At 37.2% G+C, this 24,403-nt stretch carries 18 protein-coding genes, 6 pseudogenes and 2 other annotated features; all 24 genes and pseudogenes read left to right on the top strand.

What is annotated here, in order from left to right; translation table 11 throughout:
• The first annotated feature begins 86 nt into the window (after window positions 1–86).
• The 24 genes and pseudogenes from yihA (at window position 87) to obgE (ending at window position 24,398) form a co-directional block, all read left to right on the top strand.
• Window positions 87–671 carry a ribosome biogenesis GTP-binding protein YihA/YsxC gene (gene yihA / locus LFLEISCH_RS07700; protein WP_007475162.1) on the top strand — a complete coding sequence of 195 codons (585 nt, stop codon included), beginning with the start codon at window positions 87–89 and terminating at the stop codon, window positions 669–671.
• Window positions 672–810: 139 nt separating this feature from the next.
• Window positions 811–2,121, top strand: a complete 1,311-nt coding sequence (gene hemA / locus LFLEISCH_RS07695) for a glutamyl-tRNA reductase (protein ID WP_007475157.1) — start codon at window positions 811–813, stop codon at window positions 2,119–2,121.
• Window positions 2,118–3,047, top strand: coding sequence for a hydroxymethylbilane synthase (hemC, locus tag LFLEISCH_RS07690; RefSeq protein ID WP_007475155.1), 930 nt, complete (start codon window positions 2,118–2,120; stop codon window positions 3,045–3,047). The genes hemA and hemC overlap by 4 nt, the downstream gene beginning before the upstream one ends.
• 41 nt (window positions 3,048–3,088) lie before the next feature.
• Entirely contained in the window at window positions 3,089–3,775 is a 687-nt protein-coding gene (locus LFLEISCH_RS07685) for a uroporphyrinogen-III synthase (RefSeq protein WP_223196422.1), read from the top strand.
• Window positions 3,765–4,736, top strand: coding sequence for a porphobilinogen synthase (hemB, locus tag LFLEISCH_RS07680; RefSeq protein WP_007475151.1), 972 nt, complete (start codon window positions 3,765–3,767; stop codon window positions 4,734–4,736). The genes LFLEISCH_RS07685 and hemB overlap by 11 nt, the downstream gene beginning before the upstream one ends.
• Window positions 4,737–4,749: 13 nt before the next feature.
• The gene (hemL, locus tag LFLEISCH_RS07675) at window positions 4,750–6,039 is read left to right on the top strand and encodes a glutamate-1-semialdehyde 2,1-aminomutase (RefSeq protein WP_007475148.1); all 1,290 of its coding nucleotides are present in this window, start codon (window positions 4,750–4,752) and stop codon (window positions 6,037–6,039) included.
• A gap of 39 nt (window positions 6,040–6,078) precedes the next feature.
• Window positions 6,079–6,308: a binding site (T-box leader), on the top strand.
• Window positions 6,309–6,361: 53 nt separating this feature from the next.
• Window positions 6,362–9,013 (top strand): valine--tRNA ligase, encoded by a 2,652-nt coding sequence (locus LFLEISCH_RS07670; protein ID WP_040504803.1) that lies wholly within the window; start codon window positions 6,362–6,364, stop codon window positions 9,011–9,013.
• 60 nt (window positions 9,014–9,073) lie between these two features.
• Window positions 9,074–10,370 (top strand): annotated as a pseudogene (locus tag LFLEISCH_RS07665) (bifunctional folylpolyglutamate synthase/dihydrofolate synthase).
• Between the two features lie 263 nt (window positions 10,371–10,633).
• On the top strand, window positions 10,634–10,843 hold the full coding sequence (locus LFLEISCH_RS16490; RefSeq protein WP_007475139.1) for a prepilin peptidase: 210 nt from the start codon (window positions 10,634–10,636) through the stop codon (window positions 10,841–10,843).
• Window positions 10,844–11,096: 253 nt separating this feature from the next.
• Window positions 11,097–11,354, top strand: coding sequence for a prepilin peptidase (locus tag LFLEISCH_RS14660; protein WP_338151544.1), 258 nt, complete (start codon window positions 11,097–11,099; stop codon window positions 11,352–11,354).
• Window positions 11,354–12,021: pseudogene (gene radC / locus LFLEISCH_RS07655) on the top strand (RadC family protein). The gene LFLEISCH_RS14660 and the pseudogene radC overlap by 1 nt, the downstream one beginning before the upstream one ends.
• 202 nt (window positions 12,022–12,223) lie before the next feature.
• Entirely contained in the window at window positions 12,224–13,237 is a 1,014-nt protein-coding gene (locus LFLEISCH_RS07650; RefSeq protein ID WP_007475135.1) for a rod shape-determining protein, read from the top strand.
• Between the two features lie 79 nt (window positions 13,238–13,316).
• On the top strand, window positions 13,317–14,210 hold the full coding sequence (mreC, locus tag LFLEISCH_RS07645; RefSeq protein ID WP_007475133.1) for a rod shape-determining protein MreC: 894 nt from the start codon (window positions 13,317–13,319) through the stop codon (window positions 14,208–14,210).
• A gap of 2 nt (window positions 14,211–14,212) precedes the next feature.
• The gene (mreD, locus tag LFLEISCH_RS07640; RefSeq protein ID WP_007475131.1) at window positions 14,213–14,734 is read left to right on the top strand and encodes a rod shape-determining protein MreD; all 522 of its coding nucleotides are present in this window, start codon (window positions 14,213–14,215) and stop codon (window positions 14,732–14,734) included.
• Window positions 14,735–14,893: 159 nt separating this feature from the next.
• A pseudogene (minC, locus tag LFLEISCH_RS07635) lies at window positions 14,894–15,570 on the top strand (septum site-determining protein MinC).
• A 2-nt stretch (window positions 15,571–15,572) separates the two neighbouring features.
• Complete coding sequence (gene minD / locus LFLEISCH_RS07630) at window positions 15,573–16,373, top strand: septum site-determining protein MinD (RefSeq protein ID WP_007475129.1); 801 nt, start codon at window positions 15,573–15,575, stop codon at window positions 16,371–16,373.
• A 257-nt stretch (window positions 16,374–16,630) separates the two neighbouring features.
• Window positions 16,631–17,961 (top strand): annotated as a pseudogene (locus tag LFLEISCH_RS16370) (ribonuclease E/G).
• Between the two features lie 54 nt (window positions 17,962–18,015).
• Window positions 18,016–18,086 (top strand) — a sequence feature (ribosomal protein L21 leader region).
• A 10-nt stretch (window positions 18,087–18,096) separates the two neighbouring features.
• On the top strand, window positions 18,097–18,405 hold the full coding sequence (rplU, locus tag LFLEISCH_RS07620) for a 50S ribosomal protein L21 (RefSeq protein WP_007475128.1): 309 nt from the start codon (window positions 18,097–18,099) through the stop codon (window positions 18,403–18,405).
• Window positions 18,406–18,422: 17 nt separating this feature from the next.
• Window positions 18,423–18,740, top strand: coding sequence for a ribosomal-processing cysteine protease Prp (locus tag LFLEISCH_RS07615; RefSeq protein WP_007475127.1), 318 nt, complete (start codon window positions 18,423–18,425; stop codon window positions 18,738–18,740).
• 12 nt (window positions 18,741–18,752) lie between these two features.
• The gene (rpmA, locus tag LFLEISCH_RS07610) at window positions 18,753–19,043 is read left to right on the top strand and encodes a 50S ribosomal protein L27 (RefSeq protein WP_007475125.1); all 291 of its coding nucleotides are present in this window, start codon (window positions 18,753–18,755) and stop codon (window positions 19,041–19,043) included.
• Window positions 19,044–19,373: 330 nt separating this feature from the next.
• The gene (locus tag LFLEISCH_RS07605; RefSeq protein WP_007475122.1) at window positions 19,374–20,192 is read left to right on the top strand and encodes an MIP/aquaporin family protein; all 819 of its coding nucleotides are present in this window, start codon (window positions 19,374–19,376) and stop codon (window positions 20,190–20,192) included.
• A gap of 58 nt (window positions 20,193–20,250) precedes the next feature.
• Window positions 20,251–21,743, top strand: a pseudogene (gene glpK / locus LFLEISCH_RS07600) (glycerol kinase GlpK).
• Window positions 21,744–21,821: 78 nt separating this feature from the next.
• A pseudogene (locus LFLEISCH_RS07595) lies at window positions 21,822–23,214 on the top strand (cryptochrome/photolyase family protein).
• 71 nt (window positions 23,215–23,285) lie between these two features.
• The gene (gene obgE / locus LFLEISCH_RS07590) at window positions 23,286–24,398 is read left to right on the top strand and encodes a GTPase ObgE (RefSeq protein WP_007475113.1); all 1,113 of its coding nucleotides are present in this window, start codon (window positions 23,286–23,288) and stop codon (window positions 24,396–24,398) included.
• The last annotated feature ends 5 nt before the right edge of the window (window positions 24,399–24,403 follow it).

The raw sequence follows: 24,403 nt of genomic DNA, 5'->3' as shown, positions 1-24,403 counted from the left end.
AAGACGCTTTTCCTGCTATTCTTGTTGTAGGAAAGGCGTTTTTCCGTTATACTAGAACGAGATTAGAAAAGAGAGGGCCTTTAATTATGGATGTAAATAACGTAGAACTTGTCATTAGCGCAGTTTGGCAAGAACAATATCCGGCAGACTCCTTACCCGAGTTTGCGCTAGCAGGACGTTCGAATGTTGGAAAATCATCGTTCATCAATAAAATGATTCGTAGAAAAAGCATGGCACGAATTTCGCAAAAACCAGGGAAAACGCAAACACTCAACTTTTATAAAATAGAAGAAACATTGTACTTTGTTGATGTGCCAGGTTACGGTTTCGCTAAAGTATCGAAAAGAGAGCGTGAAAAATGGGGCGAAATGATCGAAACATATATTACTTCACGGGAACAGTTGCGGGCGGTTATTCAAATTATTGATTTAAGACATAAACCAACAAATGATGATGTGATGATGTATGAATTTCTAAAGTATTATCAAATCCCTGTTATCATTGTGGCGACAAAAGCTGATAAAATTCCACGTAGTAAATGGCAAAAACATGCTAAAATTGTTCGTGAAACACTCGATTTTGACAAGGAAGATGATTTTGTTATGTTTTCTTCAGAAACTGGAATGGGTAAAGAAGAAGCATGGGAATTTATTAAGCAAAAAATGAGCTGAAGCTGATGTATTTCGGCTCTTTTTTATTTGCAATCACTATCAAATGATAATTATTTTAATTTTCACAAACGAGCTAATTGAACTTCTATGTAAGAAAGTGATAAAATATACATATCTCATTTTGTAGGGGGACTAGTAGATGTATATATTGTCCGTCGGGCTTAACCATAAAACGGCTCCGATTGAAATCCGTGAAAAACTAGCTTTTAAAGAAGCCGATGAAAAACAAGCGCTAAAAGCATTAAATAAGGAAAAAAGCATCCTTGAAAATGTGATTATTTCAACATGCAATCGTACTGAAATTATCGCGGTTGTAGATCAGTTACATACAGCGCGTTATTATATGAAACGTTTTCTCGCAAATTGGTTCCAAGTAGAGATGGACACACTCAATCATTATCTCTTTTTTTATGAAGAAAAACAGGCAGTAAAACATCTTTTTGAGGTAGCTGCAGGTTTAGATTCACTCGTTTTAGGTGAAACCCAAATTTTAGGACAGGTGAAGCATGCCTTCCTAACTGCTCAGACTGTTGATACAACTGGAACATTACTTAACCATCTATTTAAAGAAGTTATTCACTTTGCTAAAAAAATGCATCACGAGACACGTATTAATGAAAATGCCGTTTCTGTCAGTTATGCTGCTGTTGAAATTGCGAAATCAATTTATACGGATTTGGCTACTCAATCTGTTTTACTCCTTGGTGCAGGAAAAATGAGTGAACTAGCGCTCAAAAATTTAACAGGTAGCGGCGTACAAAATGTAACGATTATAAATCGCACGGAAGCGAATGCAAAGGCTTTAGCAGAACAGTTTCAAGCGACTTTTTCAAGTATCCATGATATTCCCGAAGAAATTAAAAAAGCTGATATTGTTATTGTTTCAACCGGGGCAGATTCCTTCATTGTGTCGGAGAGCATGATGGAAACTGTTATGGCCAAACGGGTAAAACCTCTTTTAATGATTGATATTGCCTTGCCAAGAAATGTTGATCCAAAATGCGCTCAACTGCCTAACCTATACTTGTACGATTTAGATGATTTAGATGGGATTGTTGTGGCCAATACCGAAGAGCGCCAGCAAATTGTTAAGATTTTAGAAGTTGAAATTGAAAAAGAAACGCTGGCCTTTTTTGAGTGGGAAAAACAATTAGGAGTTGTCCCCGTTATTCGTGAACTGAGAGAAAACGCTCTTCAAATTCAGAGTGATACAATGAAAAGCTTAGAAAATAAGCTTCCTGGGCTAACAGAGAGAGAATATGTTTTAATCGGAAAACATATGAAAAGTGTCATCAATCAACTTTTAAAACAACCTATTTCCGAAATAAAAGAAATGTCTACGGATGTGGATGCGCTTTTAAAAATTCAACTTTTTAAAGAAATTTTCGGATTAAATTTAGAAGAAGCGATTCAGCCCAGAGACACAGAAGAAATGAGGGAAATCTTATGAAACGCGAAATAATTGTCGGTTCAAGAAGAAGCAAGCTTGCTCTAACTCAAACCAATCAAGTCATTGACGCTCTAAAAGTAAAATTCCCCGATGTCACATTTAAAGTATATGAAATTGTGACAAAAGGGGACCGAATTTTAGATGTAACTTTAAGTAAAGTTGGTGGTAAAGGATTATTTGTCTCTGAAGTAGAGCAGGCATTAGTTGATAAAAAAATTGATTTTGCCGTACATAGCATGAAAGATGTTCCTTCGCTTCTTGAGGAAAAATTAGTTATTGGAGCCATTCCAAAAAGGGAGTCTCCTTTTGATTGTGTTGTCTTCGCGGAAAGAAACCATTTAGACGATTTACCACAAGGAGCCATCATTGGAACGAGTAGTCTTCGAAGGGCAGCCATGTTAAAACGCTACCGTGAAGATTTTCAAATTAAATCCATTCGTGGAAATATCGATACACGCCTAAAAAAACTTGTTGAAGATGATTTTGATGCCATTGTGCTAGCTGAGGCTGGCCTAGCTCGTATGGGATGGTTAGAAAATCCAGATTTAAAACGCCAACGCCTAAACGAACAAACATGTTTACCTGCTGTAGGTCAAGGTGCTCTTGCCATTGAGTGCCGTGAGGAGGATATAGAAGTTCGGAATATGCTACAAGAAATTCATGATGATGAAACGGCGTTTTGTGTACGAGCTGAACGTACTTTTTTAAAAGATTTAAACGGCGGATGCGAAATCCCGATTGCTGGTTATGCCACTCAATCAAGTAACGGCCTTTCTTTTACAGGTTTTGTAGGAAGTGAAGATGGCAAAATACGCTTGGAAGCCCAAACAAATGGATCTAATCCTGAAAAGGTAGGTGCAGAAGCGGCCAAAATTCTTTTGCAAAAAGGTGCCAAAAAATGGATTGATGCACTTCGACCATTATGAGAAAGGTAGTAGTACTTACACGCGAGGCCGAAAAAAATGAAATGGCACAGAAAAAACTTGAAGCTGAGTCTATTCCAACCATTTCCATTCCACTGATTGAAACAACGCCTCTTAAGGTGGATGAAAAAATTAAACTCAGTGACTATGATTGGCTATTTTTTACTAGTCAAAATGCAGTTCATTATTTCTTTTGGCAGTATAAAACTTGTCCCGCAACAGTCAAAATCGCCGTAATTGGAACAAAAACAGAAGAAGCTTTGATAGAAAAAGGATTTCATGCCGATTTTTTGCCAAGTAAATTTGAAACTGATATTTTTATTTATGAATGGCTGGAACATGTGGAGGGAAAGACGTCCATTCTTTTCCCGCAAAGCCTGAAAGGGCGGAGCGTTATTTCTGATTTACTTAGTCAAAAAGGTTTTTTTATAAAGCGGTTGTTTCTTTATGACACTGTAATGCCCCAAAATGCCCATTTAGCATTAAAAAAAATATTTGCTGAAGAAAGCTACTTTTATATCACATTCGCAAGCCCTTCTGCTTGGAAAAATTTTAAAAAAATTTGTGAAGAAACTGCGTTTAATGGTCATTATCAAATTGTTTCGATTGGTCCAGTTACTAGCGACATCATTCGCCGTGACGGATATCATGTTGCGTTTCAGCCTGAAATCTATACCATGAACGCATTACTTGATTTATTAATAAAGGAGTTTTTGAAAAATGAATTTTGAAAGACATCGCAGACTAAGATCATCGCAAGCTATGCGTGACTTAGTTCGTGAAAATACGATTACGATGAATGATTTTATTTATCCTATTTTTATTAAAGAAGAAGGCGACACAGTAACAGAAGTCTCTTCTATGCCAGGCGTTTATCAATTTCCGTTAAGCGCACTTAAAAAGGAATTAGATTCGATTGTAGCATGTGGTATACAAGCTGTGATTTTATTCGGAATTCCTTCCGAAAAAGACGCAATAGGAACAGGAGCATTTCATACACACGGGATTATTCAAGAAGCTACAAGACTTATAAAAAAAGAATATCCTGATTTACTCGTTGTTGCTGATACCTGTTTATGCGAATTTACTGATCACGGGCACTGTGGAATCGTAGAAGAAGAGAGAATTTTAAATGACGAATCACTTGAAATTCTAGTTAAAACAGCAATCAGCCAAGCAGAGGCTGGTGCAGATATTATTGCTCCATCTAATATGATGGATGGTTTCGTACAAGCAATAAGAGACGGATTAGATCAAGCTAACTTTAAAGAAATTCCGATAATGTCTTATGCGGTTAAATATGCCTCCGCCTTTTACGGACCTTTTCGAGAGGCTGCAGACGGGGCACCTCAATTTGGTGATCGTAAAACATATCAAATGGATCCTGCAAACCGCAAAGAAGCTTTTTTAGAAGCAAAAAGTGATGAGGGTGAGGGCGCAGATTTTATCATTGTAAAACCAGCTATGTCTTACCTAGATATAGTGAGAGATATTCGAAATACGACAAACTTACCTGTTGTTGCTTACAATGTTAGCGGAGAGTATGCCATGGTGAAAGCGGCCAGTCAAAATAATTGGATTGATGAAGAAAAAATTGTCATGGAAATGCTACTGAGTATGAAACGAGCAGGTGCCGATATAATTATTAGCTACTTTGCGAAAGATGTTGCGAATTATTTAAACAAAAATTAGAGGGGGGATACTTTTGGATTTTTCAAAATCAAAAAAAGCTTTTTCAGAAGCACAAAAACTAATGCCAGGGGGCGTTAACAGTCCGGTTCGAGCATTTAAATCAGTTGATGCCTCTCCGGTTTTCATGGATCATGGGAAAGGAGCGTATTTAACTGATGTTGATGGAAATCAATATATTGATTATGTGTTGTCTTGGGGGCCGCTTATTTTAGGTCATGCAAATCCGAAAGTGGTTCAAGCACTCTCTACTGCTGTCCAAAATGGAACGAGTTTCGGAACACCAACAGAAATTGAAAATGAGCTAGCTAAACTTGTTATCTCCAGGGTTCCATCCATTGATATGTTACGTATGGTCTCTTCTGGAACAGAGGCAACTATGAGTGCGATTCGACTTGCCAGAGGCTATACAAATAGAGATAAAATCTTGAAATTTGAAGGAAGTTATCACGGACATGGGGATTCGTTACTGATTAAAGCAGGATCTGGTGTGGCGACACTTGGCTTACCAGATTCTCCAGGTGTAACGAACGGTCTTGCAAAAGATACAATAACAGTTCCTTACAATGACTTAGAAAGTGCTCGCCTAGCTTTCAAACAATACGGAGAAGAGATTGCCGCTGTTATTGTTGAGCCTGTTGCTGGTAATATGGGTGTTGTTCCACCTATTGAAGGCTTTTTAGAAGGATTGCGTTCGCTCACAACACAATATGGTAGCTTACTTATTTTTGATGAAGTGATGACAGGCTTCCGAGTGGATTATTACTCCGCGCAAGGCTATTATGTTGTCACACCTGATTTAACTTGTTTAGGCAAGGTTATTGGCGGTGGTTTACCAGTTGGCGCCTATGGTGGTAAGAAAGAAATTATGGAACATGTTGCTCCTGCTGGCCCTATTTACCAAGCAGGAACCTTATCTGGCAACCCTTTGGCTATGACAGCAGGCTATGAAACCATTAATCAGTTGACCCCTCATCACTATGATGAATTCCGCAGATTAATTAAACGAATGGAAGAAGGACTAAATGGCCTTGCTACACTTTATAATGTTCCTTTATCAATAAATAAAGCGGGATCTATGTTTGGGTTCTTTTTCACGGATAAAAAAGTGACAAATTTTGAAGAAGCTAAGTCAAGTGATTTAGACTTTTTCCGCGTTTATTATCGCGAAATGTTAGCACAAGGTGTCTTTTTACCGCCTTCTCAATTTGAAGGCATCTTTATCTCTACTTCACATACAGAAAAAGAAATTGATTTGACATTAGAAGCGATGGAGAAAGCTTTTAAAGCGGTAAAAGCTAATTGACGAATTTGTTGCATTTTGATAAACTAACCTTACATATTGATAAAAGCTTTGAAAAGGAAGAGTAAATTATTTTTCGTTTTTATAGAGAGAAAGTGGTTGGTGAAAACTTTCAAACGAGATAATTGAAGGTAGCCTTGGAGTTGCTTTTCTGAAATTTGAGTAGGAAAAGCCGGTGAAGTGTCATCGTTATTTGAATGAAGTGCTCAAATTCTATGTTCATTTTGAGTAAAAAGGTGGTACCGCGAATCCAAACTCTTTTCGTCCTTTTAAATAAGGATGAGAAGAGTTTTTTTATTGGTAAAAAAATATAGGAGGTCTAAAGATGGAAAACTTGAATGAAATTGAAATGCCAACAAAATATGAACCTACTAAAGTGGAAGAAGGAAAATACAAATGGTGGCTTGAAAATGACTTTTTTAAAGCAGAAGGTGATTCAAATAAAACTCCTTATAGCGTTGTAATTCCGCCACCCAATGTAACCGGGAAACTACATTTAGGGCATGCTTGGGATACTACTTTGCAAGATATCATCACAAGAATTAAACGTATGCAAGGCTATGATACTTTATATCTTCCTGGAATGGATCATGCCGGAATCGCTACCCAAGCTAAAGTAGAGGCTAAATTAAAAGAGACAAATGTATCCCGCCATGACCTCGGCCGCGAGAAATTTCTTGAAAAATCTTGGGAATGGAAAGAAGAATATGCGACATTTATTCGGGCGCAGTGGGAGAAGCTAGGCTTAGGTTTAGATTACTCAAGAGAACGCTTCACTTTAGATGAAGGTCTATCTGATGCTGTAAAGAAAGTTTTCGTTTCTTTATATGAAAAAGGGTTAATTTATCGAGGCGAATATATTATCAACTGGGATCCTGTTGCCAAAACTGCGCTTTCTGATATTGAAGTAATTCATAAAGAAGTGGAAGGGAATTTCTACCATTTAAAATATCCTTTAGCAGATGGAACTGGTTTTTTAGAAGTGGCGACAACACGACCTGAAACCATCCCTGGAGACACAGCTGTTGCTGTTCATCCGAAAGATGAAAGATATGCGCATCTAGTTGGCAAAACTATTTTATTACCCATCTTAAATCGCGAAATTCCAATTGTTGCTGATGACTATGTTGACCGAGAATTTGGATCTGGAGCTGTTAAAATCACGCCTGCCCATGATCCTAATGATTTCGAAGTAGGTAATCGCCATGATTTACCGCGTATAATCGTCATGCATGAAGATGGCACAATGAACGAAGAGTCAGGTAAGTATGACGGGATGGATCGTTTCGAAGCGAGAAAAGCCATCATTCAAGATTTCAAAGAACTAGGCTTATTCATTAAACAAGAGCCGCACTTACATTCAGTTGGTCATTCTGAACGAACTGATGCAGTTGTAGAACCTTATTTATCCATGCAATGGTTTGTAAAAATGCAACCTCTTGCAAAAGCTGCTCTTGACATTCAAAAAGAGGAAGCTACTAAAGTAAATTTTGTTCCAAACCGATTTGAAAAAACATATTCCACTTGGATGGAAAACATCCATGACTGGTGTGTATCAAGACAATTGTGGTGGGGGCATAGAATTCCTGCTTGGTATCACAAAGAAACAGGGGAAATCTACGTTGGCGAAAAAGCACCTGCAAACCCAAGCGAATGGGAACAAGATGAGGATGTTTTAGATACATGGTTTAGCTCAGCGTTATGGCCTTTTTCAACAATGGGCTGGCCTAATATAGATAGTCCCGATTATAAACATTTCTTCCCTAACCATACACTTGTCACAGGTTACGATATCATTTATTTCTGGGTATCACGCATGATTTTCCAATCTGTTGAATTCACAGGAGAACGACCTTTCAAAGATACGCTCATTCACGGGTTAGTTCGTGATGCTGAGGGACGTAAAATGTCAAAATCTCTAGGGAATGGGGTTGACCCTATTGATGTTATTGATAAATACGGGGCAGATTCCTTACGTTATACCTTATCCACTGGAACAGCTCCTGGCCAAGATTTAAAATTTAGTTATGAAAAAGTAGAAGCATCTTGGAATTTTATTAATAAGATATGGAATGCCTCAAGATTTGCACTCATTAATATGAATGGCTTAAAAGTTCAAGACATTGATTTGTCCAATGTTACTGAAGTGAGTGATAAATGGATTTTAACCCGACTTAACGAGACCATTGAAACCGTAACTTCTCTTTCTGAAAAATATGAGTTTGGCGAAGTAGGACGGACACTTTATAATTTCATTTGGGATGAATTTTGTGATTGGTACATCGAAATCGCTAAAATTTCGCTATATGGTGAAGATGAGGGTGCTAAACACACAACTCGTTCTGTTCTTGCGTTTGTTTTAGATCAAACAATGCGCTTACTTCATCCTTTCATGCCATTTGTTACAGAAGAAATTTGGCAGAATCTGCCTCATGATGGGAAGTCTATTTCAATTGCCAAATGGCCTGTAGTAAATGATAAACAAATGGATAAGGAAGCTTCAGAAGCGATGAAAACACTAGTTGATATTATTCGTGTAGTAAGAAATATTCGCTCCGAAGTAAATACACCACTTAGTAAAAAAGTTGATATCGAGCTAAAACCAGCGGATGAAAAATATAAAGCTATTCTGGAACAAAACATGTCTTATATAGAACGTTTTTGTAATCCTGAGAAACTGACTATTTCATTTGATTTAAAACCATCCGATTCTGCAATGACAGCTGTAATTTCTGGCGTGGAAATTTATTTGCCATTAGAAGGCTTAATTAACATTGAAGAAGAAATCGTTCGTCTTGAAAAAGAACTAGACAAATGGAATAAAGAAGTTTCACGTGTTCAAGGAAAATTAGCTAATGAACGATTTATGGCCAAAGCTCCTGAAAAAGTAATTGAAGAGGAGCGCGCAAAAGAATCCGATTACTTAGCTAAAAAATCCTCTGTTGAAGAACGAATTGCAAATTTGAAAAAGAAATAAAGATTGTAGCAGCCTTGTTTTGATTAAATGAGGCTGCTTCTTCTAAAGGAGGGGATATCGTTGTTTTTTGCCACATACGAAGAAACATTAGAATGGATTCACGGGACCTTACGTTTAGGTATTAAACCTGGCCTATCTCGCATGGAAAAAATGTTAGAATTACTTGGAAATCCTGAAACAAAGACAAAATGGATACATATTGCAGGAACAAATGGAAAGGGCTCTACACTTACCCTTATGCGCTCAATTTTAGAGATAGAAGGCTACCGCATTGGCACTTTTACTTCGCCGTATATCGAGCGGTTCAATGAACGTATTGCCGTCAATAATATTCCCGTTTCCGATGAACGAATTATTGAATTAGCAAATCGAATTTTTCCAATCGTAGAAGAAGTTGCAAAAACTGATCTTGGTCCACCTTCAGAATTTGAAATCATCACAACGATGATGTTTCTAAACTTTGCAGAGTACGATGAAATAGATTTTGGCATAATTGAAGTCGGACTCGGCGGGCGCTTAGATTCCACTAATGTTTTAACACCTTTAATCTCTGTCATTACAACTATTGGCCTTGACCATATGGAATTTTTAGGAAACTCCATTGAAGAAATTGCTTTTGAAAAAGGTGGCATTATAAAAAAAGGAGTTCCTGTCGTCTCTGGCACAACCCAGCCTTCTGTTTGCAAAGTATTAAAAGAAATTGCGGATAAAAACCTCACCACCATTGATTTTTATGGTCAAACTTTTGAATCACAAAAAATTCGCTAAAAATAAATTCACTTTCCGTAACCATGATCAGAATTTCATTGACCTTCAAATTAGTTTGAACGGCGATCATCAAATTCAAAATGCTTCTGTAGCCATACAGGCCTTACTAGTTTTAAGTCAAACTAACATTCTTTCTCTTTCTAGTACATCTATATACAAAGGATTAAGTAAAGCTTTTTGGCCTGGAAGATTCGAAACTATCCAAGGTACCCCTAATTTTATCCTTGATGGCGCCCATAATCCAGAAGGTATCCAAGCGCTAGTTAATAATATTCAGAACGAAAAAAATGTGACTCTTTTAATTAGTATTTTAGGAGATAAAGATTATGAAACAATGCTTCGGTCTCTAAAAGAAATCAAAAACATCCAATTATACTTAACAACATTTGACTATCCAAGAGCCTTAACATTTGAAGAAGTTGAAGAGATAGCCAAACATTTTTCTATCCACGCTGTTCCTAATTGGAAAGAGTTTATTGAACAAAAAAAATCAGAGAAATTGCATCATACACTATATGTCACGGGTTCACTTTATTTCATTTCAGAAGTAAGACAATTTTTACTTGCATATAATTCCTCCTCAGACTGAAGATAAAGCCAAATGGGGGGAAATTCCATTTTTTTATTAGTTTGACTCCTCATAACGGGGAGTCTTTTTACTATATGCGAAATCAAAATACAGGGCAAATGATCAAAATGTTTTTTTGAAACTCCAAACTAAACTAAAAAAGGAAAGCCATATATAAAAAAAGATTTTTTCTTAAACTATTTTCTCCCCAAAAAGCTTTTTTCTAGATGTGCCATTTTTTCTTGAATCTGTTAAAGTCAAGCTGAAATGGAGGTATTTTTACTATGATTTATGTATATATTTTCGTTTATAGTTCCATAATTGGATCCTTTTTACATGTGTTTGCACAAAATTTCCCACAACAAAAACCATTCTTATTTCGTCGGTCACACTGTGATTATTGCGAAAAGTCATTATCTTATCACCAAATGATTCCTATCTTTTTCTTTTTTTTATTCAAAAGGGGAGAACAAAATGTTGCAAAAAAAAGTTAAGTCCGCTTTATATCATTCAAGAAATCAGCTTACCTTTTCTAATACTTTTGTTCTACGGATTATTTAAATTTGAATTTATGACCAGCATTCACTTTATCATTTTTCTCTTTTTTATATTTTTTTCTTCTTACAGATTTATATTTTTTGCATGTACCTAATCTTATGATTCTCTTATTTTTAATCATAGTTTGTTTTTATCGCTTTTTATATTATTCAATGATATTAATCATCATTCAATTTATCGCGAGCCTATTTGTGTATAGCCTTTTTTTATTTTTTTGTAAGGAAGGGGTTTGGCTTAGGAGATATAAAGATTTTGATTATTTTAGGAACAGCGCTCGGTTTTGTAAACAGTTATAAAATTTTCTTTATTTCACTAATACTTGCCCTGCTTGCAATTGGTTTAGCTGTCTTACTACAAAAGTTTCCTAGAACTAAAATGATTCCTTTTGTGCCATTTCTCTTTTTAGGATATGTTTGCTATTTGTTTTTGGAAGCTGGTATTGTCTAATGAGTTTAAAACTTGAAGAGAAACCACGTGAAAAATTGGTACAGCACGGAGCAGAATCTCTGACGCTATCAGAGTTGATGGCTTTAATTATAGAAACAGGAACTAAAAATGAATCCGTTATTTCTGTAGCAAATCGAATCGTTATGCGGTTTAGAGAACTAGATAGCGTGGAACAAGCCACAATCAAAGAACTGAACAAAAAATAAACGGCATTGGTCTTGCGAAATCAGCTAAAATTGTAGCTGCACTTGAGTTTGGAAAACGACTTAATCAACAGACGGAAAGTGAAAAATACATGGTGAAGTCTCCGTCTGATGCCGTATCTATTGTGAAGCCTGAACTTAGGTTTTTATATCAAGAACATTTCCATTGTGTGTTTTTAAATATTAAAAACCAAATTATCCACAGAGAAACTGTATTTATTGGAAGTTTAAATATGAGTGTTGTCCATCCGCGCGAAGTTTTCCGAATCGCTTTAAGAGTGTCAGCAGCATCGTTAATTTGTTTTCATAACCATCCTTCCGGTGATCCTACACCATCAAAAGAAGATATTAAGGTAACCAAACGTCTGGCAGCATCCGGTGAACTTTTAGGTGTTCGCTTACTCGATCATATTATTATTGCCCAAAATAAGCATTTGAGCATGCGTGAAAAAAGTTATTTCTAAAGAAATTTATAATTTTATTTCTCTATATTAAAAATTAATGCCTCTTAGTAACAGTTATGTTATAATGTAATGGTTGTATATGTGTTAGATAGAAACAGTGACACGCGAGGGATAAGGTAGACTTAACTTATGAACTGTACAAATGTGTCAGATTCATTATGACTTATACAAAGTTAACTATTGAAAGAAAAGGAGAATACAGATGTTTGGATTTGGAAACAAAGATATCGGCATTGATTTAGGAACTGCAAACACACTTGTGTACATGAAAGGAAAGAGTATTGTTCTTAGAGAACCTTCAGTTGTTGCTATGAAGAAAGACACACAGGAAATTGTGGCGGTTGGTAGTGAAGCTAAAAATATGATTGGGAGAACACCTGGGAATATTGTGGCTATTCGTCCAATGAAAGATGGCGTTATCGCCGACTATGATACGACAGCAGCAATGATGAAGTATTATATTCAAAAAGCTAGCAAAGGAATGAGCGCAAGTAAACCTTTTGTGATGATTTGTGTACCATCTGGTATTACAGGTGTTGAAAAACGTGCTGTAATTGATGCTACAAGACAAGCAGGGGCAAAAGATGCTTATACAATCGAAGAGCCTTTTGCAGCTGCAATCGGCGCTGGTCTACCTGTTTGGGATCCAACAGGAAGTATGGTAGTTGATATTGGTGGGGGGACTACTGAAGTTGCTGTCATTTCTCTTGGCGGGATTGTAACAAGCCGTTCTGTGCGTACAGCAGGGGATGATCTTGATGAATCTATTATTAACTATATTCGAAAAAAATATAATTTACTTATCGGTGATCGTACAGCTGAGTCGATTAAAATGGAAATTGGGTCTGCTGATGCAACAAATCTAAATTTAGAACCATTTAGCATTCGTGGACGTGATTTAGTAACAGGATTACCAAAGACAATTGAGGTAACACCTGAAGAGGTTAGTGAAGCTTTAGCGGATACGATTTCTGCAATTATTGATGCTGTTAAGAGCACTTTAGAAAATACACCGCCCGAATTGTCAGCTGATATTATGGATAAAGGTATTGTACTTACAGGAGGCGGAGCTTTATTACGTAATTTAGACTCTGTTATTTCGGAAGAAACCAAAATGCCTGTTATTATTGCGGATGAGCCACTTGACTGTGTAGCTATCGGAACAGGAAAAGCACTTGAAAACATGGATTTATACAAAAAGAAAAAAATGAATTAAATGGAACACTCATTTATTTCAACTAGAAAGTGTTAGCTTCAAATTGAAAAAAGAGGATTAACGAGATGAGGTGTTCGTTATGCCACAATTTTTTCTTAATAAACGTTTAATTGTTATGTTGATCGCAATCATTGTGCTTGTGGCCCTTGTCGGTTTTTCTCTCAGAGACAGAGAAAATGCATCTTGGCCGGAACAATTTGTAAAAGATGTTGTTGGTTTTGGTGAAAATTTAGTGGCAAAACCTGCAAGCTTTGTTTCTGATGTTATAAGTGGCAGCAAAAATTTAAAAAACACTTATACGGAGAACGAGCATTTAAAAAAACGTTTAGAAGAATTGGCGCAATTAGAAAGTAATGTAGCAGATTTAAAGAAAGAAAATAAAGAATTAAAAGAATCACTAGGTATCCAGTCTAGTTTGAGTGATTATGATCCGATTAATGGCTCTGTTATTTCACGAAATCCAACAAATTGGAATGAACAAGTTGAAATCGATAAAGGGTCGCGTGATGGTGTGAAACCTGATATGGCTGTAGTGACTCCTTCTGGTTTAGTAGGGCGAATTACAACAACAGGGGCAAAATCCTCCACTGTGGAGCTTTTAACATCTTCAGATACGCGTAATCGTGTCTCAGCAATGGTTCAAGGTAGTGACTCGGCATATGGAATTATTAACGGCTATAGTACAGATGAAAAACTTTTAGAATTAAAACAATTACCTTATGATATGAAATTTAAAAAAGGGCAAAAAATTGTTACTTCTGGTTTAGGTGGGAAATTTCCTTCTGGTATCTTTATTGGAACGATTGAGAAGGTAGAAACTGATAAAATGGGATTATCGCAAACAGCATATGTTAAACCAGGTGCTGACCTTTACGATTTAAACCATATTATTATTTTAAAACGTACTGCTGAAACTCCTTCTGACTCGACTGATTCGGAAACTAGTGATTCATCGTCGACTGGAGGCAATTAATCATGAATGTGAAGAAAACCATTTGGCTTCCCGTTATCATGATAGGCACCTTCATACTTGAAGGTGTCGTAAGTCTTCAGTTTGGACAATCATTGTTTGGTGAAAGTAGGCTATTTATTCCTCATTTTCTCCTCATTATGCTTGTCATTATGACCGCTTTTTATAAACGAAATGTAGCGCTCATTTATGCTTTTATTTTAGGAATATTATTTGATATTTATTACACTGGTGTGATGGGGATTTATTTTGCTATTTTCCCATTCGTTGTATATATAACCGAAAAATTCCTAAAAGTATTGCATAATAATATTGTATTAGTAGGATTAATTGCTATTTTCAATGTTATTTTAAGTGAGACTCTTGTTTATGCTTTTTATTATTTAATCGGGACAACAACAATAAGCTTTGCTGATTTTATTGATTATCGTTTATGGACAACCATCTTATTTAACTTGGCTTTTTATTTAGTTGTCTTCTTCCCGTTCCGTTTGTTTTTACTCAAACTAAAAAAATCTGAATCGTAATGAAAACAGCTTAAATCGTGTGTGAAAAATCAACTAACGCCGTAATAGTTACTTGATAATCATGATTAAGCTGTTTTTTATGTTCATGAAGTTAAAGTTCTGCTATAATAAAACAAGCAATGCGTTTTGAGAAATGAGTTTAGTGGGGTGATTAGAGGCATGAAGAAAAATGTTCAAATGAAAGGCACAAAAGACGGTATTCAAATTTTTTTAAGTGATACTGCAAGCATCCAAGAATTAAAGACAGAATTGATTAGTCTTTTAGAAGAACAAAAACCAGCACCTTATTCTGGAGAGAAGCTTGCTGTACAAGTTCAAATTGGGAATCGCCTTTTTAGTGAAGAAGAAGAGGCTGAAATTGCTAATATCATTATACAAAATAGCCAGATGAAAATCGGGGCCTTTTATAGTAATGTAATGACAAAAGCAGATGCAAAAAAGTGGAAAGAAGCCGATCAAATTTATTCGCTTGCTACGATAATTCGTTCAGGACAGATTGTTCAGGTAAAAGGTGATGTCCTTTTAATTGGCGATATAAACCCAGGCGGACAAATTCGTTCCTCGGGCAATATTTTTGTGTTGGGGCATATTAAAGGGATTGTCCATGCAGGTTTTGAAGGGAATAAAGAAGCCGTTGTAGCTGGCAAATTTTTATATCCGTCACAAGTTCGAATTGCTGATAAATTTTTTTGGTTTTGATAGCGAAGACTATAAAGAAGTGGCTGATACGGAGCTTTTTTTCCGCTTTTATCAACCAAGACGAAATCGTAATTGACGATATACATAAAATCAGAAAGATTAGACCAGAAATTTCAAATTATGAGGGAGGACGATAAACATGGGTGAGGCTATAGTCATTACTTCTGGGAAAGGCGGCGTTGGGAAAACTACTTCAACTGCCAATCTAGGAACAGCGCTTGCACTTCAAGGCAAAAAAGTTTGCTTGGTTGATATGGATATTGGCCTTCGAAACTTAGATGTTGTCCTTGGACTTGAAAATAGAATTATTTATGATTTAGTAGATGTTATTGAAGGAAGATGTAAAATTCATCAAGCACTTATTAAAGATAAACGCTTTGATGATTTATTGTTCCTTTTACCAGCAGCTCAAACTACTGATAAAACTGCGGTTAGCGCCGAGCAAATGAAAACATTAATTGAAGAGTTAAAACCGGATTATGATTATATTTTAATTGATTCGCCTGCTGGTATTGAAACAGGTTATAAAAACGCTGTCGCAGGTGCTGATAAAGCTATCGTGGTCACAACACCAGAAATTTCTGCTGTACGTGATGCAGACCGAATTATAGGATTGCTAGAAAAAGAAGAGATTGAACCACCAAAATTGATTATTAACCGAATTCGAACACAAATGATGCAAAATGGGGATGTGATGGATATTGATGAAATCACAACTCATTTATCCATTGAATTAATAGGTATTATTATTGATGACGATGAGGTCATTCGTTCATCGAATAGCGGTGATCCGGTGGCTATGTTACCTAATAATCGTGCGTCACAAGGGTATAGAAATATCGTACGCCGCCTTTTAGGAGAATCTATTCCACTTATGTCTATCGAAACTCGGAAAGAAGGCTTTTTTGCACGATTAAAAAAATTATTTACTGGTAAATAAAAAAAACCCTCTACTATAGAGGGTTTCAACTTGTAGAAAAACTCAAAGTTTACGCAAAACAAAACGATTCTCACCAAAATCAGACTGCTGACAAATGGTGAGATTCTAGCAAAGCCGAGCACCGGAACGGAGGGTTTAACAACGAAGATTGCTGTTTGTCAGCAGTCTGGAACCCTCTTCTTATAGAGGGTTTCTGACTGAAGTCAAATAGTAACGTTTGCTAATTAGAAATGGTTTTAGAGAAGGTGGGGATTAGATTGCCGCAGCTTATTGTAAATGCTAAAAATACAGAAAAACGAATTGCCGTTATAGAAAATAAACAGTTAATTGATTTTGAACTCTTTCGTCCAAGTGAAAAGGCACAAGTTGGACATATTTACCTAGCACAAATCGAAAAAATAGATAAAAAAATTGATGCTGCTTTTGTTAATCTTGGGCAAGAAAAAGGGTTTTTGCATTTAAAGGACCTACCCGCTTCGTTTGTCAATACGCAAGGCGCTCGTTTGCTTGTGCAGGTTAATCGAATGGGTACAAAAACGAAATTACCACTTGTTACAGGTATTATTGAATTATCGAATGCGTATTTTGTTTATATGAAGGGCAAATCCTATATTTCTGTTTCAAAACGCATAGAAGAGCAAGAAAAAATAAAATTAACTGAAATAATGTCTGGATTTCTAGAACCCGAAGAATCAATCATTATTCGTTCTGAAGCAATTAATCTTGATAAAGAGGCACTTTTGCATCACTTTAAAGAACTACAACAACAGTTTTCAAATTTAGTTCAATTATCTCTAAATAAAAAACAACCAGGACTTATTTATGCTTCTGAAGATTTGTTTTTTGAAAAAGTAAATCGCTTCATACATGACTATCAAACGGATGATGTTGTTTCAGATGTTTCTTTTCCTTTTGCTACAAAAATTTTAAGAGATGATGATATATTTGAGACATTTCAAATAAATACTAACATAACTAAATTATTTCAGCCTGTTGTTCATTTGAAAAATGGTTCTTCCTTGTATATCGAAAAGACCGAAGCGATGTGGGTAATAGATGTCAATTCTGGGCGTTTTCGGGAGATTTCGAAAAAGAAAGGACGGTTGCAAAAATTAATTTAGAAGCCGTTCCGGAAATTTTACGTCAAATTCGCTTGCGTCAAATTAGTGGTTTTATTGTTATTGATTTTATTGGCGGTATGTCAGATAAAAATCATGATAAACTTCTTTTAGAAATGGAAAATGGTGTACGGGCTGAACGAATTACGACGCAAGTGGCAGGATTTTCAAAAACTGGATTGATGCAGTTAACAAGGCGTAAAAAAGAAGCTTCATTACTTGAAGTTACCTCAGAAACTTGTCCAAGTTGTAACGGTAGAGGGCATGTCAATTCTTCTTTAACACTTGCCTATGAACTGGAAAGGGAACTAAGGACGCATGATTTGTCGTCGCTGAACTTCATTTTAATCATTACAACAGAAAGTGTTTTATCTGCCTTTCTTGATTTAGGTGTTTTAGATGAGGCTCCGATTGATTGGGAGATTGCGGAAGAGGCCATTCCGTTTTATCAAATTGCACGTGTGGAATAATGATTGACACTAAGGGGTTCATATGATATCATTTTACTGTTATGTTTGTAGCGCACCACGCTACAACCGCACAGAATTGGGTTAAGTGCTTTTTGCCCCCAACGATGGCGAGTCTGAGTATGAGGAGGTGCAAGTATGTACGCAATTATTGAAACTGGTGGTAAACAAGTCAAAGTTGAAGCTGGCCAAGAAATCTACGTTGAAAAATTAGACGGAGAAGTTGGTGATGTTGTCACTTTTGATAAAGTTCTTTTCGTAGGCGGCGATGCTTCCAAGGTGGGAGCTCCTTTTGTTGAAGGTGCTACTGTTACGGCTAAGCTTACTAAGCAAGGTCGCGCTAAGAAACTTACGGTTTATAAATATAAACCTAAGAAGAACTACCACAAAAAACAAGGTCATCGTCAACCTTACACAAAATTAACAATTGATGCTATCAATGCTTAATTTGAAAGGACGAAACCATGATTCAAGTCAATATTAAATGGAAAAATGAACAAATTGCCGCTTTTACAATGAGTGGACATGCTGATTTTGCAGAAAATGGGAGAGATCTTGTTTGTGCAGGGGCATCGTCTATTGTATTTGGAATGATAGGTGCTTTAGAAGATATGGAAGGTGTTCCTCCAATCTTTGAAGAGGAACCTGGTTATCTTTTTTACACTGTTCCAGAAGAATTTGTTACGAATGGCAATGTTCAAATCCTTTTAAATGGAATGGTGAATCAACTTAGGTCGTTAGCGTACAGCTATCCTGATCATATTAAAATAAACTCCAAATAGGAGGTGTATTTCATGTTAAAATTTGATATTCAACATTTTGCCCACAAAAAAGGCGGTGGTTCCACTTCCAATGGTCGTGATTCCGAGTCTAAACGTCTAGGAGCGAAACGTGCAGACGGTCAATTCGTTACTGGCGGTTCAATCCTTTATCGTCAACGTGGAACAAAAATTTATCCAGGAACTAACGTAGGTCGTGGAGGCGATGATACTCTTTTCGCTAAAACAGATGGCGTTGTTCGTTTCGAACGTATGGGTCGTGACAAGAAGAAAGTAAGTGTCTACCCTGCAGCACAAGAAGCATAAAATAGAAGTCGAGGTCATATGCGCCTCGACTTTTTTATGTGAAAAAATAAAAAGAAAATACTCTATACCTTATAATTCAATAGGTTAAACTTATCTGTTTTGTGAAATAAATAGCAAGTTCATTGATTGACAGCGTTTTCTTAGTGTGATTTAATAGAACCAAGTTAATCAATTTGTCAGGAGAAGAGATGACAATCAAAACGGCAATCATTGCGATTTGCCTATGTTTTGATTGTCATTCTTTTTTTGAAATAAAAGTAAGTTTGGCAAGTTTGTGAAGGGGAATAAAGGAAAGACAGACCAAACTAAAATCAAAAGGAGATGTTCTAGATGATTGACACAAGTTTAGGGACGCAGTTTTTGGGAGAATTACTTGGGACTGCTGTTCTTGTACTATTTGGGGGAGGCGTTGTTGCTGGCGTATCACTTAAATGGTCTAAGGCTGAAAATGCTGGATGGGTGGTAGTTGCAATAGCATGGGGGCTCGCTGTTACGATGGGCGTTTATGTTTCCGGTTACATGAGTATGGCACATTTAAATCCAGCCGTCACAATTGGTATGGCGCTTGCAGGAGCGTTCCCGTGGGATTATGTATTCCCGTATATTGCGGCTCAATTTATTGGAGCGTTTATCGGCGCAACCTTAGTGTGGCTGCATTATTATCCGCACTGGAAACAAACGGAAGATAAAGCTACAAAATTAGGCGTATTTTCAACGGCACCGGCTATTCGCCATTATACCTCGAACGTTTTTGGTGAAGCACTTGGTACATTCATTTTAGTATTTGGATTATTATCTTTAGGTGCAGGAAAATTTGCTGATGGATTAAACCCACTTGTTGTTGGTGGTTTGATTGTGGTAATCGGGATGAGTCTTGGTGGTACAACAGGATATGCAATTAATCCAGCTCGTGACTTAGGTCCACGTATTGCACATTTTATCTGGCCAATTTCTGGAAAAGGTGGCTCTGATTGGGCATATTCTTGGGTTCCAGTTATCGGTCCGGTTCTAGGCGGAGGACTTGGTGCACTTTCTTATAACGCCATTATTAATAAAGATATGGGAATATGGTTCTGGGTGTTCGCTGTATTGTTTGTACTTGTACTCATTCTTTCTATGACATTAGACAAGAAAAAAGAGTTAGTTTAATACACATAAGAAGAACAGGGGGGATTTTCCCCTAAATACTTAAAAGGAGGAAATTTTTGTGGAAAAAAAATACATTTTAGCACTCGATCAAGGAACAACAAGTTCGCGTGCGATGATAATCGATAGCGACGGGGAAGTTATAGGGGTAGAACAAGAAGAATTTGAACAAATTTTTCCAAAACCAGGTTGGGTGGAACATAATGCGAATGAAATTTGGGCGTCCATTCTAGCCGTAATTGCAGGCGTATTACTTAAAACGAATATTTCTTCTAAACAAATTGCAGGAATCGGAATTACAAACCAACGTGAAACAGCAGTTGTATGGGACAAAGAAACCGGAAACCCGATTTATAATGCCATTGTATGGCAATCTCGTCAAACTGCTGATATTTGTAAAGAACTAAAAGAAGCTGGTAAAGAAGAAATGGTTCGTGAAAAAACAGGACTTTTAATTGATGCCTACTTCTCAGGAACTAAAGTACGTTGGATTTTAGATAATGTTGACGGCGCACAAGAGCGTGCTGAGGCTGGAGAGTTATTATTCGGCACAATTGATAGCTGGCTTGTTTGGAAACTTACGGGTGGTAAAGCGCATGTCACCGACTATTCTAACGCTTCTCGTACACTTCTTTATAATATTTATGATTTAAAATGGGATGATGATTTACTAGAAATGTTAAACATTCCAAAATCCATGCTTCCAGAAGTTCGTCAGTCCTCTGAGGTTTATGAAACAACCGTACCTTACCATTTCTTTGGCGAGGAAGTTCCAGTGGCAGGCATTGCCGGTGACCAACAATCTGCTTTATTCGGACAAGGTTGTTTTGAAAGTGGGATGGCCAAAAATACGTATGGAACAGGTTGCTTCCTACTTATGAACACAGGTGAAAAGGCAGTTCGCTCAGAAAATGGACTTTTAACAACGCTTGCTTGGGGCATTGATGGAAAAGTAGAATATGCCTTAGAAGGTAGTATTTTCGTGGCAGGATCTGCTATTCAGTGGTTACGTGATGGCTTAAGAATGTTACGTCAATCAAGTGACTCAGAAGGTTATGCGGAAAAAATTGAGTCATCAGACGGTGTTTATGTAGTGCCAGCATTTGTAGGTTTAGGTGCACCATACTGGGATTCTGATGTACGTGGAGCTGTTTTTGGTTTAACACGCGGAACGGAGAAAGAACAATTTGTACGGGCGACACTGGAGTCTCTGGCCTATCAAACGCGTGATGTGTTACATGCTATGGAAGAAGACTCTAAAATCAAATTAAAAGCACTTCGGGTTGATGGGGGCGCATCTGCGAATGATTTCCTTATGCAGTTCCAGGCGGATATTTTAAATGTACCCGTGGAACGACCAGATAATTTAGAAACCACCGTTTTAGGCGCTGCTTATTTAGCAGGACTTGCGGTTGGAGTCTGGGAAGATAAAACGAAATTGTTAAGCGCTGGAAACTTGATAAGAAATTTGATGTGAAAATGAAAGAGGATGAACGCGAAACGCTTTACGACGGCTGGCATAAAGCTGTCAAAGCCGCACAATCCTTTAAATAAGAAAAAGGTGTCAGAAACAAAGAGTTGTTTTTGGCACCTTTTTTATGCGACAATAGTTTTTTAGGAGGTGCGTTCTAAATGGCTGTTTTAGGTGTATGGTTTCGAAAAGATTTACGACTTATGGACAATACGGCGCTTTTTCATGCGCTTTTAGATAAACGGGAAGAGGATAAAATCATATTATTCTTTCATCTTAATCGCAGGCAGTTTAAGATGGGCACGAAAAATCATGATTACTTTTTTTGTACCGTATGGAGCTTTTTGCAAGAGGCGCGTCAAAAGGGGATTTCCATTTTAATTTTAGATGGTCCACTTGATGAAGCTTTCCGTAGATTGAAACGAGATTTTCCAGATTTATCCACGGTTTATTTCAATCATGATGAGACTGGTTTTGGCTTTTCACGTGATCAAAACGCACAGGAGATTTTGAAAGATTTAGGGGTTGCGGCCCGTTTTTATCAAGATGGTTATTTACACGGGGAAGAAGAGAATAAAAAGGCAGACGGGACTTCATATAAAGTTTTTACGCCATATTATCATACTTGGAAAAATTTACATAAGAAAGAACCACTAGGCTATTCATTTAATCAAAAGGATTTTATAGAGGTAGGAAACCACGAAAATGTCATTTTAGACCTTATCCAAGATCAAACTTTTATGGAGCTATCGGGAGAGAAACAAGCTTTAAAACGGCTTGACATATTTATCAAGAATCATTTAAATTCGTATGAAAAAAACAGGGATTTCCCAGCGCTTGACGCGACAAGTCGCCTCTCGCCTTATATCCGAACGGGTGCCATCTCCATTCGTACTGTTTATGATGCGGCGATGCAAGCTCCTTATTCCGAGGGACGAGAAACATTTATGAAGGAGCTTGCTTGGCGCGATTTTTACCATATGATTTATAAAGAAAATCCAAATCAAAAAAATTTAGAGATTAAAGAGCATTATCAGGGCTTAAATTGGAATACGAATCAGGCGCATTTTGATAAGTGGAAGAAAGGGCAAACAGGATTTCCGATTGTAGACGCCGCAATGAGACAGCTTAATGAAACAGGATGGATGCATAATCGTTTACGCATGATTGTCGCTTCTTTTTTAACAAAAGATTTACTAACGGATTGGCGTTTAGGCGAGAGGTATTTTGAGGAGATGCTCATCGATTATGATTCAGCGTCCAATATTGGAGGCTGGCAGTGGGCCGCTTCAACAGGAACCGATGCAGTTCCTTATTTTCGGATTTTTAATCCTACGACACAGGGGAAGCGGTTTGATCCGCACGGTCATTTCATTCGGCAATTTGTGCCGGAGTTAGAATTTGTTCCTGATTATTTTATCCATGACCCACAAAAAATGTCCGTCTCAGAACAACAAAAAGCAAAATGTATCATTGGCGACGTTTATCCAGAAAAAAATAGTAGATCATCAAAAAATGAGAGAGCAAGCTATTCTACTTTATAAAGAAAAATAATCTTGTGTGATGGGCTATTTTATTGATATAATGATAGATAAGACTTTTAAAGAACGGGAGATTAAAACGATATGTTTGTAGATCAGGTCAAGATAAATGTGAAAGCTGGTAACGGCGGAGACGGAATGGTTGCTTTTCGCCGGGAAAAATTTGTTCCAAATGGTGGTCCTGCTGGTGGTGATGGCGGAAAAGGAGCAAATGTTGTTTTTGAAGTAGATGAGGGTCTACGTACTTTAGTCGATTTTCGTTTCAAACGTAAATTTAAAGCAGAGCACGGCGAAAATGGGATGAGTAAAAGTATGCACGGACGAGGTGCAAGTGATTTAGTGATTCCTGTTCCGCCTGGTACGCTTGTTAAAGATCTTGAAACCGGCGAAACAATTGCAGATTTAGTTGCACACGGACAACGAGCGATTATTGCAAAAGGTGGTCGTGGTGGTCGTGGCAATAAACGTTTTGCAACACCTGCTAATCCTGCTCCTGAGCTATCTGAAAACGGTGAGCCAGGACAAGAGCGTTCGATTCAGCTTGAACTTAAAGTACTGGCAGACGTGGGTCTTGTTGGCTTTCCAAGTGTTGGAAAATCGACATTATTATCCATCGTATCTGCTGCACGCCCTAAAATAGCGGCTTATCATTTTACAACCCTTGTTCCTAACTTAGGAATGGTCGATACAGGTGATGGTCGAAGTTTTGTAATGGCAGATTTACCAGGACTTATTGAAGGGGCTAGCCAAGGTGTTGGTTTAGGTCACCAATTTTTACGCCATATCGAGCGAACACGAGTGATTGTTCATGTGATTGATATGTCCGGAGCAGAGGGGCGAGACCCTTATGAGGACTTCATGACAATCAATAAGGAACTGGAAGATTACAACTTACGCCTTTTAGAACGGCCACAAATTGTCGTAGCCAATAAAATGGATATGCCAGAAGCAGAAGAGAATTTACAGCAATTTAAAGAAAAACTAGACGAAGCGATTCCTGTTTTTCCAATCTCTGCTTTGACTAAAACAGGATTAAACGCACTTCTTCTTGCTATCGCAGATGAACTGGAAGTAGCGCCTGAATTCCCACTTGATGAACTACTTGAAAAAGAAGAAGAAAATACAGTACTTTATAAATTACGAGAGAACCTGATTTGTTGTTACACGTGTATTCCAGACGGCGCAATTTGTCCATAAGCGGC

The organism is Listeria fleischmannii subsp. fleischmannii LU2006-1, from assembly GCF_000344175.1.
GTDB lineage: Bacteria > Bacillota > Bacilli > Lactobacillales > Listeriaceae > Listeria > Listeria fleischmannii.
The sequence above is the reverse complement of the archived record's forward strand: the minus strand, read 5'-3'. Positions and strand labels throughout refer to the sequence as shown.